The organism is Ralstonia sp. A12 (assembly GCF_000801955.1).
GTDB lineage: Bacteria > Pseudomonadota > Gammaproteobacteria > Burkholderiales > Burkholderiaceae > Ralstonia.
Window position 1 is genome coordinate 149,918 of sequence record NZ_JSZO01000008.1, and the last position, 17,423, is coordinate 167,340.

Annotated in this window: 16 protein-coding genes; 9 read left to right on the forward strand and 7 right to left on the reverse strand. The window is 61.9% G+C overall.

Features of this window, described 5'->3' with window-relative positions; genetic code table 11:
- Positions 1-163: 163 nt before the first annotated feature.
- The 6 genes from PI87_RS12525 (at position 164) to PI87_RS12550 (ending at position 5,690) form a co-directional block, all read left to right on the forward strand.
- Positions 164-646, forward strand: a complete 483-nt coding sequence (locus PI87_RS12525; protein ID WP_039598023.1) for a YcxB family protein — start codon at positions 164-166, stop codon at positions 644-646.
- Between the two features lie 33 nt (positions 647-679).
- Positions 680-1,420 (forward strand): metallophosphoesterase family protein, encoded by a 741-nt coding sequence (locus PI87_RS12530; protein WP_039598024.1) that lies wholly within the window; start codon positions 680-682, stop codon positions 1,418-1,420.
- 65 nt (positions 1,421-1,485) lie between these two features.
- Entirely contained in the window at positions 1,486-2,133 is a 648-nt protein-coding gene (locus PI87_RS29570) for a hypothetical protein (RefSeq protein ID WP_232313986.1), read from the forward strand.
- A gap of 96 nt (positions 2,134-2,229) precedes the next feature.
- Entirely contained in the window at positions 2,230-3,615 is a 1,386-nt protein-coding gene (locus tag PI87_RS29055) for a hypothetical protein (protein WP_157003120.1), read from the forward strand.
- Positions 3,616-4,043: 428 nt separating this feature from the next.
- Complete coding sequence (locus PI87_RS12545; RefSeq protein ID WP_198139551.1) at positions 4,044-4,592, forward strand: DUF4291 domain-containing protein; 549 nt, start codon at positions 4,044-4,046, stop codon at positions 4,590-4,592.
- A 210-nt stretch (positions 4,593-4,802) separates the two neighbouring features.
- A complete protein-coding gene (locus tag PI87_RS12550; RefSeq protein WP_039598158.1) occupies positions 4,803-5,690 on the forward strand; it encodes a DUF2242 domain-containing protein in 888 nt (295 codons plus the stop codon).
- A gap of 30 nt (positions 5,691-5,720) precedes the next feature.
- Here PI87_RS12550 and PI87_RS12555 read toward each other — a convergent pair whose 3' ends face one another.
- Both PI87_RS12555 and PI87_RS12560 read right to left on the reverse strand, forming a co-directional pair.
- Positions 5,721-7,151: an HD domain-containing phosphohydrolase gene (locus PI87_RS12555; protein ID WP_039598027.1), complete on the reverse strand. Its 1,431-nt coding sequence runs from the start codon at positions 7,149-7,151 to the stop codon at positions 5,721-5,723.
- 77 nt (positions 7,152-7,228) lie between these two features.
- Positions 7,229-8,632, reverse strand: coding sequence for an ATP-binding protein (locus tag PI87_RS12560; RefSeq protein ID WP_039598028.1), 1,404 nt, complete (start codon positions 8,630-8,632; stop codon positions 7,229-7,231).
- Between the two features lie 536 nt (positions 8,633-9,168).
- Here PI87_RS12560 and PI87_RS12565 point away from each other — a divergent pair.
- A complete protein-coding gene (locus PI87_RS12565; RefSeq protein ID WP_039598029.1) occupies positions 9,169-10,938 on the forward strand; it encodes a histidine kinase in 1,770 nt (589 codons plus the stop codon).
- Between the two features lie 137 nt (positions 10,939-11,075).
- On the opposite strand, the gene PI87_RS12570 is transcribed toward PI87_RS12565, so the two are convergent.
- The 5 genes from PI87_RS12570 to PI87_RS12590 form a co-directional block, all read right to left on the reverse strand.
- Entirely contained in the window at positions 11,076-11,675 is a 600-nt protein-coding gene (locus PI87_RS12570) for a GNAT family N-acetyltransferase (RefSeq protein ID WP_039598030.1), read from the reverse strand.
- A 43-nt stretch (positions 11,676-11,718) separates the two neighbouring features.
- Positions 11,719-12,369, reverse strand: a complete 651-nt coding sequence (locus PI87_RS29060) for a hypothetical protein (protein ID WP_157003121.1) — start codon at positions 12,367-12,369, stop codon at positions 11,719-11,721.
- Positions 12,370-12,528: 159 nt separating this feature from the next.
- Positions 12,529-13,914, reverse strand: a complete 1,386-nt coding sequence (locus PI87_RS12580; RefSeq protein ID WP_052321510.1) for an ATP-binding protein — start codon at positions 13,912-13,914, stop codon at positions 12,529-12,531.
- Positions 13,911-14,573: a response regulator gene (locus tag PI87_RS12585; protein ID WP_039598031.1), complete on the reverse strand. Its 663-nt coding sequence runs from the start codon at positions 14,571-14,573 to the stop codon at positions 13,911-13,913. Before PI87_RS12585 ends, PI87_RS12580 begins: the two co-directional genes overlap by 4 nt.
- Positions 14,574-14,905: 332 nt before the next feature.
- Positions 14,906-15,820, reverse strand: a complete 915-nt coding sequence (locus PI87_RS12590; RefSeq protein WP_039598032.1) for a LysR substrate-binding domain-containing protein — start codon at positions 15,818-15,820, stop codon at positions 14,906-14,908.
- A 121-nt stretch (positions 15,821-15,941) separates the two neighbouring features.
- On the opposite strand from PI87_RS12590, the gene PI87_RS12595 reads away from it, so the two are divergent.
- A complete protein-coding gene (locus PI87_RS12595; RefSeq protein ID WP_039598033.1) occupies positions 15,942-16,961 on the forward strand; it encodes an aldo/keto reductase in 1,020 nt (339 codons plus the stop codon).
- Positions 16,962-16,995: 34 nt separating this feature from the next.
- Positions 16,996-17,418 (forward strand): SRPBCC family protein, encoded by a 423-nt coding sequence (locus tag PI87_RS12600; protein WP_039598034.1) that lies wholly within the window; start codon positions 16,996-16,998, stop codon positions 17,416-17,418.
- The last annotated feature ends 5 nt before the right edge of the window (positions 17,419-17,423 follow it).

The following is a 17,423-nucleotide window of genomic DNA, read 5'->3' on the forward strand; positions in this document are numbered from 1 at the left end:
TCGATTCGGATTTTGTCGGCAAATAGCATAGCCCACGTTTTGGGGTTGTGAAGCCCTCTGCGGTGGGGGTTTCTGATGATTCGTTAATCAAACTGCGCGCGGACCAGCGCATACTCGCGCAAAAACTCTCAGGTACGATGCGGCACCTAATCCGCACACCGTCATGGCGCACGCATTCCAGACAACAGAACAAGAGGTGATTGCCGGCTACCGGCTTCACTACCTGATGAGCCGCTCAAGGGCTGCGTGGATTGCCGTGTCGTTTGTCGCGGGGGTCGCGGCCTATATGGCGACAAGAAACCCGTATGCGGCCGGGTTGGCCGGAGCAGCAGTGGGTGTTGCGGCACTCCGCATCGCTCTCTATTACCTGATCATTCCAAATCGGGGCCGGCGCCTATATCAGCAGCAGAAGAACCTGCATCTCGAATATCAGTTCTCGTGGGATGACCAAGGCGTCTACGTCCGTACCGAGAACTATCAAGAGAAGCTGCTGTGGGCCGATCTCTCTAAGGCAAAAGAGAACGAGGCGATGGTGTTGCTTTACCGCTCTGACTACAACTTCAGCCTGTTTCCCAAGCGCTGCTTTGCCAGCGCGGAGGAATATGCGCAGTTCCGCTCGCATCTCGTGCCTCGGCTTTTCGCATAAGGCCAAGGCAAACTCCACTCCCTCAAAATCCCCATGAGAATCGCCGCCCTTTCCGATATTCACGGCAACCTGGCCGCGCTGGACGCTGTACTGGAAGACATTCAAAGCCAGGGTGTCGATCTGATCGTGAACCTAGGCGATATTGCGTCTGGCCCGCTGCAGCCGAGCGAGACGGTCGACCGGTTAATGGCACTGAACCTGCCGACCATTCGCGGCAATCATGAAAGGCAGCTTGTTGAGGGTGATCCCGCGCGTATGGGTGCATCAGATCAGTACGCGTTTGCGGAGCTGCGGCCTGACCAGCTCGCGTGGTTTGCCAGCCTGCCGGCGCATCACTACATCAACGCAGACGTGCTGCTCGTCCACGGGTCAATGGAAAGCGATGTGACCTACTTTGTGGAAACGCTTGAGGAAGACGGCTGCCGCGCGGCCACGCACGACGAGGTGCTTTCACGCGCCGGCAATGCCAACGCCAAGCTCGTGCTGTGTGGCCACACCCACCTGCCCCGCGCGGTGAGGCTGGTGGACGGCCGCTTCGTCGTCAACCCGGGCAGCGTCGGGCTGCAAGCGTTTAGCGATGTACACCCTGTCGCCCACCGTATTGAGGCCGGCAGCCCGCATGCGCGCTATGCCATCGTGACCGGGCATGGCGATGATTGGGCCGCCGAGTTTCGCGCGGTTGAATATGCGTGGGATGACGCGGCAGTACTTGCAGAACAGCGCGGGCGGCCAGACTGGGCCATGGCATTGCGCACTGGCCGGGCGAAGGTTTAGGGGGCTGTGCAATGACGCAATCGCCTGCCATCGTCACGCTTCTGGAGCAGCCCTACCAGCATGACTTGCCCGCCGAACAGGTTCGGGCCGCACTGCTAACCGCGCTTGCGTGGCCGACGTCCTATTGGCCAGACTTGGCGGTTGGGTGGATCGAGCACGGGGCGCCTGTCGACATGGAAGTACAAGTTGCGCTCGCCCAAGTGGCAATGAACAAGCACTTTCCGCAGCGCTTGCGGCACAGGGCATTCGCCCTCACGCGCCAGCGCCGCGAGGTCGTTGGCAAGACTGCAAACGTGATGACGTGCCAACTGTCGGCAAACGGCTCGGCCCTCTGGGCCGGCATGGCGGATATCGAGCTGATCACGCCAGACGGCCGCCACCAGATCTATCTGGGCTTTGAAGGCGAACCACCGCGCGGTGATTCCTATCACTCGATCTGGATCAACAACGTTCGGGCGCCGGGGTATGCGTGGGGGTGCTTGTTTGCATGCACGCCAGATTCACGCTTCCTGGCGATGAGCTGGATGGAGACGCTGCCGGAGCGGAAGACGGCGGTATTTGATCTGGAGGAGCGGCGGTATTTCGTGCTGCCGTTCTATCTGTATAGCTTTCGGTTTCGCTGGCCACGCCTGGAGAGCACGACGGTTGAGTCTGACGGGCGTTGGTATGAATTCGATGGCTCAGAAAGTTGGCTTAACCATCAGCCTCTTTAAGCCTGATACTTTGCAGGCCCAGGGGCGACTTCACCCAACAAGAGAAAAATCCGCGCACCGCGCGTCGCACAACATATAAGAACGTTCACAACTCACATGCGGATCTACAGAAAATCGCTCCTGGCACTGCTCTGCTTCTTCTCCGCTGCGGCACATGCCGTCGATACCACGACGTCGACCATGACCCCGGCACCTGCCAACTCGGCGACGAAGAATGGGGCGTTTCCGTGCCAACCCCCAAGCGATGCAGCACTCCGTGAAACATTGCTGGCCACAGGTTTCGTTCCTGATTCTCCGCAAGGAGAAGAGGCGCTGCGGCTTTCCAAAAAGGTATTGAACGACCCGACGTTACGCAAACGGCTATGTGGTTCGGAGAAAAGCGGGTTGCCGCTATGGAGCACGAAACTGTCGCCGTCGGAGCGGCTGCGTTCACTGCAGTTGATGAAGACGATGGTGACTGCGACACCTCGAGACTGCAAAGTGTTCCTACGCACGCGGGACGGAAATGTCTTTCAGTATCTGCCGTTGATGTCGCCTGTGGCGACGCAAAGCTTGCTGGAAGCCGCGAGAATCGCGGCCCTACACAAGCCATCTGATGACGAGACTGGCGAACGCAGCACGATTGCTGGAATGCTTGAGGCCGACAAGCTCCTCAACGCAGCCGTGAAGTCTAGTGAAGTCGACACATTCGACTCACCACTCGAACTCTGTGAACAAATTCGCCTACTTGTTGATCAAGTGACCTCTGCACCGGAGCCCTTGCGGAGTCACGCCTCGCTTGCCCTGCTTCGTCGGATGGAACACCAACCGCCTGCAGCGGATTCTGTCTTGAGCAAACCCGAAACGTACTTGAACGAAGCATTCGACGAACGTCAGTTGCCTCAATTCATTCGCAACAGCCTGCCGGCAGATGGCAGTCGACCGCTTTCATTCAAGCGCGCGGTATTCGATCTGGAATGGACCAGCAAGGGCGCACCGGCAAATTCGCAGCGGATGATCACGACGTTCATCAATCGACGCAACAACGGCGTCATCGCCGAAATCACGACGCCCGCAGATCCGTCAAGGGACGGCAACTGGACCAGCTTCTCCCTGTTCTATGGCATCGCAACGCTACGCCTGCACTTCGTACAGCCTGTCGTCCGTGAAGCGCAGGCCAACCTGCAGGATGCAGCGGCCTTGGTCGCCGCCAATCAGCCGCTCAAAGAGGGCACAACGCTACGCATCCCGCTGCCGCAGCCTGATTTCAAGGGGGCGAAGGAGCGCATCTGTATCGTGGGGCGTGAGCGGCCGGCATCGACAGTCTTCGAGAAACTGACAGGTTCCGCCATCGACCTGCATTGCAAGCAGACATCATCGAAAGGTGTAGTCACGGAGCTTCATAACGTGTGGCTAGCGGACTATCAAACGGAGATGCAGCTCTCGGAGCAGAATCAGTACAGCCGGACCGAGCTTGTGATTCATGGTGTGACAGTCGAATAGTGCGGCAGATGACTCGCCCCTCACGGCCACCCGACATCATCGTCAAGTTCCTACTCACCGCACGTAACTCCGAAGGCAACATCAGAGTCGTGCGATCCGGGTATCGTCCCGCGTACGGCATTCGATCGGACTATTGGTCCAGCGCGCACCACGAGTTTGTTGGCGCTGGCACCGCAATGACAGACGAAGAATGCGAGGCGGAAGTTTGGCTTCTGACACCGGAAGCGTACCCACACACGTTGTGGGTTGGCCGAATAGTTGAAGTTGCAGAGGGGCCGCTCATTGTTGGAACAGGGGAGGTTCTGCAGATACTCAATTCGGTACTGGAAGGAGAAGCTCCCGGCATATAGCGGCAGTCCAAGAACCACATGCTTTTTCAACCCTACCTAGAACAACTCCAACACTGGCCTACTACGGGCCAACACATCATGGCCCAGTACGACGCAGATTCAATCTACGTCTACCAAGCCTACAAACCGTCGATTGCCGAGTACGCCGTCGCCCATCAAGCATTTGGTGGCGATTTCAGCTTTGGCCGCATGAGCTGGATCAAGCCGAATTTCCTCTGGATGATGTTCCGCGCCGGCTGGGCGACGAAGGAAGGGCAGGAGCGCATCCTGGCGATCCGGCTGCCGCGAGCGTTCTTCGATGAGCTGCTGCGCACCGCGGTGGCATCGTCGTTTGCCGCATCCGACTGTGCGACTGAGGACGAGTGGCGCACGCAAGTCACGCACTCCGATGTCCGCCTTCAATGGGACCCAGACCACGATCCGACCGGGCGCCCAATCGAGCGTCGTGCCATCCAGCTCGGCCTGCGCGGCCGCACGCTGGAACGCTTTGGGCGCGAGGTGCTGCTGTCAGTGGAAGACATCACGCCGTTTGTTGTTGCGCAGCGTGAGAAGGCGGTGGGGGATTTTCAAGGGCTGATCGTGCCGGCGGAGGCCCCCTATATTCCAAGCGCTTCTTTGGCAAGCTGATCCCACGCGAACAAAAGTCGGCGCATTCCAGAGTCGCCGCTATCGCTCCAAGGGGGCCAGACAGCCTGCCCCATCACCCAACAAACTTATAATGACGCCCGGCCACGCAAACCCACGTGGTCACCCGCCAGCGCCGCGCACAAAACTTGCGCCGCACCCGCGATGGCATCGCACCGTACATCGCCCGGCCAAGCCCTTTTGACCCACACCATGCCCTACCGCTTCCGCCTGTTGTCCGCCTCGTGTGCAGTTGCCGCCCTGTTGTCGGCATGCAGCTCCGCGCCCACGCCGCTCTATCAGCAAGAGCAGTTTGATGCGGCGGCCAGCCCATATGCGCGCACGTTCCACGCCAAGGCCGATGCCACGTGTGAAGCCGCGCGCCGTGCGCTGCTGAGCCAGGGGTATGTGTCGAGCTCGCCGCGTGCTGACACCATCGACGGCAGCAAGAATTTCCAGCCGAACAATGACTCGCACGTGGTGATTGCCTTCCACGTGGTGTGTGCAGATGCCAATGCAGACGGCACGTCCAGCACGGCGTACGTGAACGCTGTGCAAGACCGCTACTCGCTCAAGAAAACGAGCACGTCGGCCAGCGTGGGGTTGAGCATCCTGGGCTCGGTGTCTTTGCCGATCGGCTCGGGTGACGATTCGATGGTGAAGGTGGCCAGCGAGACGATTCCGGCCGGGGTGTTTTACGAGCGCTACTTCAACCTGGTCGACCACTTCCTGAAAATCGACCCGGTGCGCCGTGACCGTGCGGCTGTGAAGGTGGCGGAGGCGGCAGCAAAAGAACACGTGGCCCCGCTGCCCGAACCCGCACCCACGGCGCAAGGCGAGCCGATGAAGATGACCACGCCCGTGGTGCCGACGCCGCCGGCGCCGCCCGTGCCGGTGGTGGCACCCGCATCGGCTCCGGCTGCTCCGGCGGCAGCGCCAGCCACCACACCTGCACCTGCCTCCGCGCCGGTTGCCACGCCGCCCGCGCCGGAGCCCAACGCGCATGCTGAACCCGCGCCCGCATCTGCGCCGGCAGTTACGGCACCGACGCCAGCACCCGCATCTGCACCCGCGGCGCCGGTCACGGGCGGCGCAAACTGAGCGCGGGCTGGCGCGCTCAGCCAGCCAATCTCAGGCGTCGTGATAGATCACGATGGCGAACGGCACGTCCTCGTGCGATTCAAAGCGCCGGATCTGCTCGATCTGGTGCGCGTTGATGACGCTGTCGCGGCCAATCAGCAGCACGCCCCGGCGGGTCAGCAGATCGTCGGCCAGGCGCATCCCTTCGCGCAGGTCAATCGAGCGGACTTGCCGCACCGGCGGCATGTCTTCCAACTCCTTGAGGACCGCGGCAAAGCGTACGACGACGAGCGGGTCGTAGCGCAAGCCGGACTGGGCCTTGATCATCTCTGCCGCTTGCTCGGCGCTGACGCGCTGCCTGACGAGGCCGCCCATCAGCAGGTCAACATAGTCCCGTGCAAGTGCGACGATGCGCGAGCCGATGGGAATGTCCTCGCCCACGAGCCGGTCCGGTGTGCCGCGGCCGTTGTAGCGCTCGTACTGGTGCCGGATGATCTGCGCCACGTGCGCCAGCTGCGGCACCGCCGTCAGAACCATCTGCGCGCGCAAGGGGTGCTGGTGATACAGCTTGCTTTCTTCCGGGGTGAGCCGGTCGAGCGACCGGTTGAGCAGATTGTCCGGTAACGAAAGCTTGCCAATGCCGTGCAGCAACCCGGCGTGGAAGATGTCCTGCACCGGCATGCCCGTTAGCCCATAGGCAAGCGCGATCCGGCGTGCGAGGTCGCCTACCCGCATGGATTGCCCACCCACGGCGCCGCAACGCAGCTCGATCATGCTGGCGCACACCTGGACCATGTTGGTGAAGTTGCGCTTGAGGTCGCGCTGCGCATCCTCCAGGAACATGAGCGTCTGGCGAATCTCTTCGGTGCGTGCCACCACCTCGGTTTCCAGCCCTGCGTTCATCTGCTGCAACCGTTCGTTCTGCTGCTGCGTGAGGGTGGTGAGCCTGGCGGTCTCGCGGCTCAATGTGCGTTGCTCAAGGGCCTGCTGAATCGTCATCAGCAGGTCTTGGTCGTCCCAGGGCTTGTTGAGGTAGCGATAGACGCCGCCTTCATTGATGGCCCGCACGGCCGAGTCGATCTCGGAATAGCCCGTGAGCAGGATGCGCATCGTGTCCGGATACGCTGCGCGCGCCTTGGACAGAAACTCAGCCCCGTTCATGTTGGGCATGCGCATGTCGGAGATGATGAGATCGGCCGGATTCGCTGCCAGCAGTTCGAGACCGGCGGCGCCGCTTTCCGCGGTCAATACCCGGTAGCCGGTAGGGCGCAGCAGGCGCCGCAGCGCCGACAGTACACCGGGCTCGTCATCAACGAGAAGCACCATCGGCGCCAGCGCGGGGCGCGTAACAGGAGGGCACGGCGCAGCTTGCTGATCGGCTTGGGCGGCTTCGGTGGCTTGGGGCTGTGGCCCCTCCGGCGTGCCCGCATGTTCGTCCCCAACCGTATCGGGGTGCGACGCTTCTGTTTCATAGACAGCCATATCGAACCTCCTTCTGCTGATGCAGTATGGGGATGACCGTGTCGGGCAGCCGCACCGGGGGTGCCATGCTGACCTCGCTACGGTGCGTCGTTCGAGGCGGCGAGCTTCGTGCTCGTCGCGTGTTGTTGGGCGGCGCTGTCGGTGGCTGCGCGACGCTGCGGCAGCGTGACCCGAAAGGTCGTGCCCCGGCCGGGCACGCTGTTCACATCGATATGGCCGCCGTGCGCGCTGACGATCCCGTAGGTCACCGATAGGCCCAGGCCTGTCCCTTGCCCGATCGGCTTGGTGGTGAAGAACGGGTCGAAGATGCGCTTGAGATTTTCCGGTGGGATGCCGCAGCCGGCGTCGATCACTTCAAACCAGATCTGGCCCGCCTCGCCGCCATTGAAGCCGGTACGAATGGTGATGGTGCCCGGCTCGTCCCCGCTCCTGCGGCGGTGCTTGTACGACTGCGCGGCATTGACCACCAGGTTGAGCACCACCTGACTGATCTGCGAGGGAATGCAGTGCAGCAGCGGTACGTCGCCAAATTCACGGATCAGCTCGGCCTGGTATTTGACTTCGTTGTGAGCGATGTTGAGCGTGGATTCAATGCAGCGGTGGAGGTCTGCCTGCTCCCACTGGTGTGCGCTGTCGGCGCGGGAAAAATCGCGCAAATCGACCACGATCTCCCGGACCCGCTGCAGGCCTTCCTTTGATTCGCTCACCAACACCGGCGTATCCATGACGAGGTAATCGAAGTCTGCCGCTTCCGCCAGGTCGGCCAGTTGGGTGCCGAGTGTGGGGTGCGCCGCGACCGCCAACTTCTGCACGTCGCGCGCATAGGTCACCAGCGTCTGCAGATAGCGCTCCAGTGCGTTCAGGTTTGACAGCACAAACCCGACGGGATTATTGATCTCGTGCGCAATCCCGGCGGCCAATTGACCAATGGCCGCCAGTTTTTCAGATTGCAGCAGTTGTTGGTGCGCTTGCGCCAGCTGCTCATTCAGGGCCGACAGTTGCATATTGCGCAGGGTCAGTTCTGCCAGCGCATCGGTGGCGATTTTCTCGCGTTTGCGCAACTCGCCAACGGCAAGGCTGATATCGGTCGCGTCAATCAGCGTCACGCCCACTGCAATCACGGTGCCATTGCCATCGTCAATGGGAATGAAGCTGCAGTTCTGCCGCATCAAATCGATGACGTCCGCCATCGGCGGGGCCGGGCTGAAACGAAATACGTACGGACGGTGCTCCCAGGAGGTATAGGTGGTGACACCCTGGCTAAACACGGCCTCGATTTTCTTGCGCAGCCACTTTTCAGGCAGCTCCGGAAACAGGCTGAACAGACCCTGCCCGATGACCTCTTCGCCGGTGCGGCCGCTGTGCGTTTGCATGAAGCGGTTCCAGCTCAGAACGCGCATGTCGCGATCGACCGAAAACACCCCGCAGTTGACGAGATCAACGATCGCCTCGGACAGTTCCGTTTCGGTGATGTGCGTCATGAGCAGGGAAGAGGTTTATGGACCGGTTTCTGCCTTATGCCTGGGAATCACGCGCTGATAACGTCATTAACGACGGCCCTATACAAAGCATCATACGTATCACCTCCTAGTGCCAGAATATTTTGTGGGAGGAGAACGTCACTTGTTTTCAGGAAGAGGTTTTCAGGAAGAGGTTTTCAGGAAGAGGTTTTCAGACTCCGCAAAACTGAAGAACACCCGCCTTCAGGCCAACACTGGCTTGGCCACACCGGAGCCATCCAGAAAATGGCGCCCCCTAATGAATGACACCGTACATAACCACCTACACCCCCTCACAAAATGGATCTAAGCATTTATCCCCATGCAGAATCGAGGTCCTGCTGACGATATTGGCAATAAGGTGGATGGGATGCGAATCAGGAGGCACATGCGCAGCCTGACGCAACCGCAATGCACGGTGCTGCCTGCGGACGGTGCTGGCACCACGCTCGGTATCCTCGCCTGCGTATCCGGATCGCCCGATCCTTAGCTTGCCGGCCCTGCAACAGGAGCCAACCATGCATGGCACGTATAACGTGTTGCTCGTTTCACTGTCGCTGGTGATTGCGACGTTGGCGTCCTATACGGCGCTGGAACTTGCCAGGCTCATCTCGCCGATGGAAAAGCCCAAGCTCCGGCACATGTGGCTGATCGCAGGTGCCACGGCCATGGGGATCGGCATCTGGTCGATGCACTTCGTGGGCATGCTGGCGTTTTCGCTGCCCGTTCCGCTCGGGTACGACTTCAAGATCACCCTGGCTTCTCTCGTCATCGCCATTCTCGTCTCGTACTTCGCGCTGCGCGTCGTCACGCTGACAAAGCTGACGCTGGCTCGCCTGGCAACCGGCGGGGTGCTGATGGGCCTGGGCATTGCCAGCATGCATTACACGGGCATGGCCGCCATGCATATGCAGCCTGGCATTCAGTACGATCCGGCACTGTTTGCCGCGTCGGTTCTGGTTGCCATCGTGGCGGCGGCGGCGGCGCTGAGCATCGCGCACGCGCTCAGCGCGGTTGAACGCCGGCACCTGATCATCAAACGGATCGTGGCCGCCATCATCATGGGCGGGGCCATCACCGGGATGCACTACACGGGCATGGCGGCCGCCCATTTCGCCCCCGGCGCCATCTGCGGCGCAGCCCACGGCATCAACACACAGTGGCTGGCGACCACCATTGCGATGTTCACGCTCGGCATCCTCACCGTCACGCTGATGGTGTCGCGCTTTGATGCTCGCACCACCCTGTTGCAAGGCATGGCCGTCACGCTGGAGGAACAGGTGCGGGACCGCACCTGCAAACTGGAAGCCACGCTGCGGGAGTACGAGCGCACCACCCATATGCTCGAACTCATGCGCCGCAAGATGGAGCAGGAAATCGAGGAGCGCAAGCAGGCACAGGCACGCCTGGAGCAAGAGAAAGAAGAACAGCGCAAACTGATTCACCAGCTTGAGGAGGCGCACGTGCAACTGCTGCAGTCGGAAAAGCTGGCCTCCATTGGTCAGCTTGCGGCAGGCGTGGCGCATGAGATCAACAATCCGATCGGCTTTGTGCATGCCAATCTCAACACCCTGAAACGATGGGTACAGGGCCTGCTCCAACTCATATCCGCCTACGACCAGGTGCGTGGCCAACTGAACGAAGACGCGCAATCCAGTCTGGCGGCAAGCCGGCAACGCGCAGATTTCGACTACGTGAGCGACGACATCCTCCCGCTGATTGACGACTCGCTGGAAGGCTCCATGCGCGTGCGCCGCATCGTTCAGGATCTGCGGGATTTCTCGCGGCCGGGCAGTGAGGCATGGGAGTCATCAGACCTGCATGCCGGTCTTGAAAGCACGCTGAACGTGATCCACAACGAGATCAAGTACAAGGCAACGGTGGTGCGTGCGTATGGCGAGTTGCCGCATGTGGAGTGCATCCCGTCGCAGCTCAATCAGGTCTTCATGAACCTGTTGTTGAACGCCGTCCAGGCCATTCCGGAGCGCGGTGTGATCACCATTGGCTCACGCAGCGGCAACGGCTGGGTATCGGTCGACATTGCGGATGACGGGATCGGGATGCCGCCCGAAGTGGTCAGCCGGATCTTTGATCCGTTTTTCACCACCAAGCCCGTCGGCCAGGGCACAGGGTTGGGGCTCTCGGTCTCTCACAGCATCGTGAAACGCCATGGCGGCCGCATTGAGGTGATCACCCGCCCCGGGCAGGGGACGACGTTTGTCGTCACCCTTCCTGTATCGCGCAAGATCGACAAGACGGCCGCGCAGACCGCCGATTGCGCAGTCTGAAGCGGCTCACACTGGCATGACGGCGGAGCTGGTATCCGCACCGGCGCCATCTGTCTCGGCGCATGCAGGCGTTTGGTGAGTGGGTGGCAGAGGTGTTGGCGCCCTACCTGGAGCAATGGCCGGCTGCCCCACATCGGCTATCGCGCGAGCCGTGCTTCCAACATGGCCTTCACCTCCGGCCACTCGGTATCGATGATGCTGAAGCGCACCGAGTTGCGCTTTCGGCCGTCGGGCATGATGCGCTCGTGGCGGACGATGCCCTCTTGCTTTGCGCCGATGCGCAGAATCGCCGCGCGGGATTTTTCGTTCAGTTCGTCGGTGGTGAATTGCACGCGCACGCACTGCATGACTTCAAACGCGAACGTCAGGAGCAGCAGCTTGGCTTCCGTGTTGATGCTCGACCGTTGGGCCGACTGGCTCAACCACGTGTGCCCGATTTCGAGCTTCCGGTTGGTGCGGTCGATCTTCCAGAAGCGCGTGCTGCCGATGATGCGGTTGGACTCACGCCGGACAATCACAAACGGCATGACCGTGCCGGCCTGGCGCCCTTGCAGCGCCGTCGCCACGTAGCCGTCCACTGTTTCCGGCCCTGGCACCACTGTCACCTTCAAATTCCACAGCTCGCCATCTGCCGCTGCGGCAACGAGGTCCGCTGCGTGATCGGCTTGAAGGGGGCGGAGTTCGACGTGGGCGCCGATCAACGTAGGCTGCAGGTTGTCGGGGTTGGGACTGGTCATGGTGCGCTCAGAGCAGGCGTGCGTGCAGACTCGACATGATCGCCTATTCGACACCGGCCTCGGAAAACGCCGCGTTTTCTGGGGCAGCCCACGCGGTCTTGAAGCTGTCGGCCAAACGTAGGATGGCCAGCGCGGTCAGACGCCGGAACACGACGTCGTAGTCCTTCTCGTACTTGTGCAGCAGGCGCGTGCAGTTGGCGTCTTCCCACAGCCAATCGAGCTTTTTGCGCGTGGTTTTCATGTGCGCGCGGGCGTCTTCCGGCACCTCGCCAATCGCGTCTTCCCAGTCCCACAAATAGCTGGGCGCGGCCGTTCGGGTGAAAGGCACGCCGAGCATGTTCGCCACCTGCTCGTCATGTCTGGCCGTGAAATCGACAATTTCCAGGCGCATTTGGTTTGGGGCAACCTCGTGCTGCGCTTGAATCCAGCAGTGGTATTCCCTCACCTCCGAGAGCTTTCGCGCGGTGCGTCGCGCAGTTCTGGAAGGATTCAGCACAACGTAGCGGCCGCTGCCGCAGTCGATGAGCTCGCCGCCGGAGACCGCCACATAGGAGTGGCGGGTAAGCAAGGTCAGCACCCGCGCGCCAACGATTGCGTAGTCCCCGCATCGTCCGATCGGCCCTGCCTCAAGTCCGGAACTCGAAGCGGCCTCTTCCAGAATCGAATTGATCGTTTGGTCGATCAGCGACCGCAAGACGGGTGGCACCGGCGTAGGGAGTATCGGTGCGGAAGAAGATGTGGCTTGCATTGACTGATCGACGTAATTGAATGAGATGCAATGCCGCGCGATGGCATGCCCCCTGTTTGAGGGTGCCTCTACCGCGCGAGCAGCTACCGAGAAGCGACGCTCGGCTTAGTCCTGAACGTGCCGACGTGCGGCCGTGTCCGCGGATAGCGACTCCACGGCTTTCCGATCTACCGGTGGAAACGCCACGGTGACGACGAGACCATGCCCTGCCGGGTTGTCGCTCAACACGACGGTGGCCTGGTGGCGCTCGGCTATGTTCTTGACGATGGCGAGGCCCAGACCGCTGCCGACCGTCGTCGCGTCGACCAATCGATAGAAGCGGTCAAATACGCGCAGGCGCTCCTGCCACGGAATTCCGGGGCCGGTATCCACCACGCGCCATGCCAGCGCATCGTCCTGCCACAATGCGGCAACATCCACGCGGCCGCCCGGCGCCGTATAGCGCACCGCGTTGTCGACAACATTACTGAGCAGCGTGCGCAAGCCGTCTTCGTCCCCTTGAACCTTGGCGGGGGCCCCTGCCACTGCATCCAGCGTCAGCGCAATGTCTTTGCTCTCTGCCAGCGGGGCAAGATCGGCCACCACCTGATGCGCAAGCTTGGTCAGATCGACAGGGCGCATGTCTGCGTCTTGCAGGCCGCGCTGGTGACGCGCCAAGGTCAGCAACTGCAAGACCAGATGGGTCGCCCGATCCAGACGGGCGTGCAGCTTGGCGAAGGCTTTCACGCGCTGCTCGTCGGTCTGCACGCGCTCGGCCAACTGCAGTTGCAGCTTCAGCGTAGTCAACGGTGAACGCAGTTCGTGCGCGACCTCTGCCGTGAACTCCTGCCGCCAGGTCAGCTCACGTTCCAGGCGCTTCATCAGGTTGTTCAACGCATCCACGATCGGGCCCATTTCGCGCGGCAGCGCGTGCATCTCCACCGGCTCCAGCGCACTGGGCCCGCGTTGCTCGATGGATTCCGCCGTGCGACGCAACGGGGCCAGGCCGCGATGCACGGCAAACCAGATGATGGCGGCCAGCATCGGGACCAGCACGAGAAACGGTGCCAGCGCCAGCCAGATCAGCCGCAGGCCCAGAGCCTTGCGCACAACGATCGGCTGCGCGACCTGAACGAATTGTCCCGAGCGGGCCTCGCCGTACACCCGCCAGCGCTCGCCACGAAACGGCACGGTCTTCAGTCCGTCGTCGGGGTAGCGGGGCAAGGTGACTGCCGGACGCGACGTGTAGGTCAGCTTGCCGCTGGCGTCCCAGACCTGCACCACGATGCCGTCGTCCGGGTAGTCGCCCTCGTCGGCGTCTGGCTTGCCGGCCTCGGTGGCGAGTGGCGGCAAGTGGATCAGCAACGACCCTGCGATGTGCCTGAGCTGGTTGTTGAACAGTTGGCGGTTCTCTGCCCGCACGACGTTGTACAGCAGGACACCGGCGACGAACGTGCAGAGGAGCATGCCGCCGATCAGCCAGGCCAGGAGGTATCCCCGGATCGTCTTCATGGCGTCTGCGTCAGCTTGTAGCCGACACCCCGTACGTTCTTGATGAAGTCGCGCCCGAGTTTGCGGCGCAACGCATGGATGTAGACCTCGACGGTATTGCTCTCGATTTCCGCATCCCAGTCGTAGAGTTTCTCTTTGAGCAGCTCGCGCGACACGACCTCGCCGCGCGCGTCCATCAACACGAGCAGCAGCGCGAACTCCCGCTTGGAGAGGTTGAGCGGCTGATCTTGAAAACGCGCTTCGTGGGTGCCGGGGTTCAGGCTGAGGCTGCCGTAGGCGATCGTGGCCGACCGTCGGCCAGAACGCCTGCGGAGCAAGGCGCGTATCCGCGCCATGAGCTCGCTGAAATCAAAGGGCTTGATCAGGTAGTCGTCGGCTCCGGCATCCAGCGTGGTCACGCGATCGGCTGGTGTGTCACGCGCAGAGATGATCAGTGCCGGAATATCACCGCCCTGGTCACGGTAGGCCTTCAGGACCTCGCTTCCGGAGCGGCCCGGCAAGCCCAGATCCAACAGCAGCAGGTCATACACCTGCTGGCGCAAGGCAAGCGTTGCGGCTTCGCCGTCGCGCACCCAATCCACCGCATAGTTTTCTTGGCGCAGTCCTTCTTCGAGGTCCTCTCCGATCATCGGATCGTCCTCGACCACCAGCAATCGCATTGCGCCTCTCCCGAAAACCGAATGCGGTCGCGACTGCTCTGGCGCGCACTACATTGCGGTGGCATGGTCAGCCCACGTGTGGGTCTGACCCATTTTTTTAATTTGTTTGCCCCTGGCAATCGCCACATCAGACTTCCAGAGCACACCCCGTAATAAATCGTAACAGTAGGTTCGTTAAGGAAAACTTAAAAACCCGCCCGGCAAGCGTCTTCCGTAAGGAAGCTGAGTAGCGGGAAAGCGGCGATGTGGTTGGGGGTAAAGCGGGTGTGCGGGCAGGTGCCTGCGTGGATGCCTGCTCGCCATTTCCATGGGCGGCAGGCGGGCCGGAGGCGTTAGTCGACTGCCTCCGGCAGTACACCGTTTGTTCGCAACAAGGTCTCGCGAAACGTCTCCACCAGCGGCCGCAGGTTGATCTTGTGCCAGACGGCCCACAACGGAATCCGGTAAGTGAACCAGGACAGCTCGCGCAGCACCACGCCCGCCGGCGCCTGGTGGCGCAAGCTCTGCTGGATCGTGGTCACACCCAGCCCCGCCGCCACAAGCCCGAGGGCCGCCAGCGGCTCTGTGGCCTCCATCGTGATCGTTGGCGTGAAGCCCGCCTTTGCGCACGCCGCGATGAACGTGTCGTGCCGCAGCGCGGTTTCCTGATGCATCACGCCGATCCACTTCTGCGCAGCCAGATCGTCCGGGCTGAGGGACGTTGCCTTGGCGAGCGGGTGATCTTCTGGCAACGCGAGCAGCATGGGGTCATTGAGCACCTGCGCGGCATTGAGATCCGGATCATCCGGTGACGGCGGCTCGCAGACGAGCGCGATGTCGAGGCTGCGCTGGCGCAACCCTTCCAACTGCGCCGCCGACTGCTGGTTGTACAGCGCGATATGCACGGCAGGCCGGCCTTCGCGTAGCTCACGCAGTGCATTGGGCAGCACACCCGAATGCATGGCGTATTCCAGATAGCCAATGCACAGGCCGCCCTCGTCACCCCGTCCAAGCCGGCGCGCCAGCGCTTCGAGCCGGTTGGCGTGGGTGAGAAAGGCGCGCGTTTCGGCCAGGAACGTGCGGCCGTCCCGCGTCAGGCGAATCCGCTGCTGGGAGCGCTCGAACAGCACCAGCCCGAGCTTTTCCTCCAGCTGGGCGATCTGTCGGCTCAGGGGCGATTGCGAGATGTGGAGCCGCTCGGCGGCACGTCCAACGTGCTCATCTTCTGCAACGGCCACGAAATAGTGAAGCTGGCGGATATCCAACATATGAGACCTCGATTGAGACCTTCTAAGACTTAAGTTCAGCAAATTATGTCTTGGACGGACTCAACAGACAACCCTAGACTGCCTTCACCCCAACACATTGTTTGGTTTATCTGGAGCAGTCATGAGCATCAAAGACACACTGGCCGGCAACGTGCTCGGCTTTGGTACCGCACCGCTGGGCAACATGTTCCGCGACATCCCGGAAGCGGAGGCACAGGCCACCGTAGACGCCGCCTGGGCACAAGGCGTGCGCTACTTCGACACGGCGCCCTTCTACGGCGCCGGCCTGTCAGAAATCCGGCTGGGCCAAGCGCTGGCCAAGCACAAACGCGATGAATACGTGCTCAGCACCAAGGTCGGCCGCCTGATCCTGGATGAAGTGGAAGACGCCAGCGCGCGCGCACTGGGCGAAAAGAGCGGCCTGTTTGCCGCCGGCCGCCCCAACAAGCTGGTCAACGACTACTCGGCCGACGCCACGCTGCGCTCCATCGAAGACAGCCTCAAGCGCATGAACGCCGACCGCCTCGATATCGTCTGGGTGCATGACATCGCCCAGGATTTCTACGGCGATGAGTGGCTCTCGTACTTCGAAACCGCCCGCAAAGGCGCATTCCGCGTGCTGACCCGCCTGCGCGAAGAAGGTGTGATCAAGGCCTGGGGCCTGGGCGTGAACCGCGTCGAACCAATCGAACTGACGCTGGACTTGGCTGAAGCGCAGGCCGACGGCTTCCTGCTTGCGGGCCGCTATTCGCTGCTCGATCACGAGCGCGCGCTGCAGCGGGTCTTGCCAAAGGCCTTGGAGCGCAACGCTGAAATCGTGGTGGGCGGCCCCTACAGCTCCGGCATCCTGGCCGGTGGTGCGCACTTCGAATACCAGAAGGCACCGCCCGAGATCATCGCCAAGGTCGAGCGCATCAAGGCGATCGCGCAGCGCCATGGCGTCAGCATCAAGGCGGCGGCATTGCAGTTCGTGCTGGCAAACCCCGCTGTCGCCGCCGTGATTCCGGGCGCGAGCCGGCCGGAGCGCATTGCCGAAGACGTTGCCGCACTTAAGGAAGCCATCCCCGCCGATTTCTGGCGCGAACTGCGCGAGCAGCACCTCGTTGCCGCCAACGCACCGCTGCCGGTCGACCGCGTCTGATCGGCACTCCCTTATCTGATTCAAGGAGCCCACCGTGGCACACGCTTCTGCAACGATCACGCTGCCGGTTGCACCGGACCGCGTATGGCAACTGATTGGCGGCTTCGATTCGCTGCCCGACTGGCTGCCGTATATCCCGAAGAGCGCGTTGAGCGAAGGCGGCCGTGTGCGCCGCCTCGCTAACCCCGATGGCGACGCCATCATCGAACGGCTCGAAGCCTTCGACAACAGCGCGCGCAGCTACACCTACTCGATCCTCGAGGCGCCATTCCCCGTCACCGGTTACCGCTCCACGCTGCGCGTGGTCGGCACGGATGACGATCAGGCCTCGCGCGTCGAATGGTCTGGTCAGTTCACGCCAGCAGGCGTGAGCGACGAGGACGCATCGCGCCTGTTCGAGGGCATTTATCGCGATGGCCTCAAGGCGCTGGAAGCGACACTGACGACCGCATCCTGAGCCTC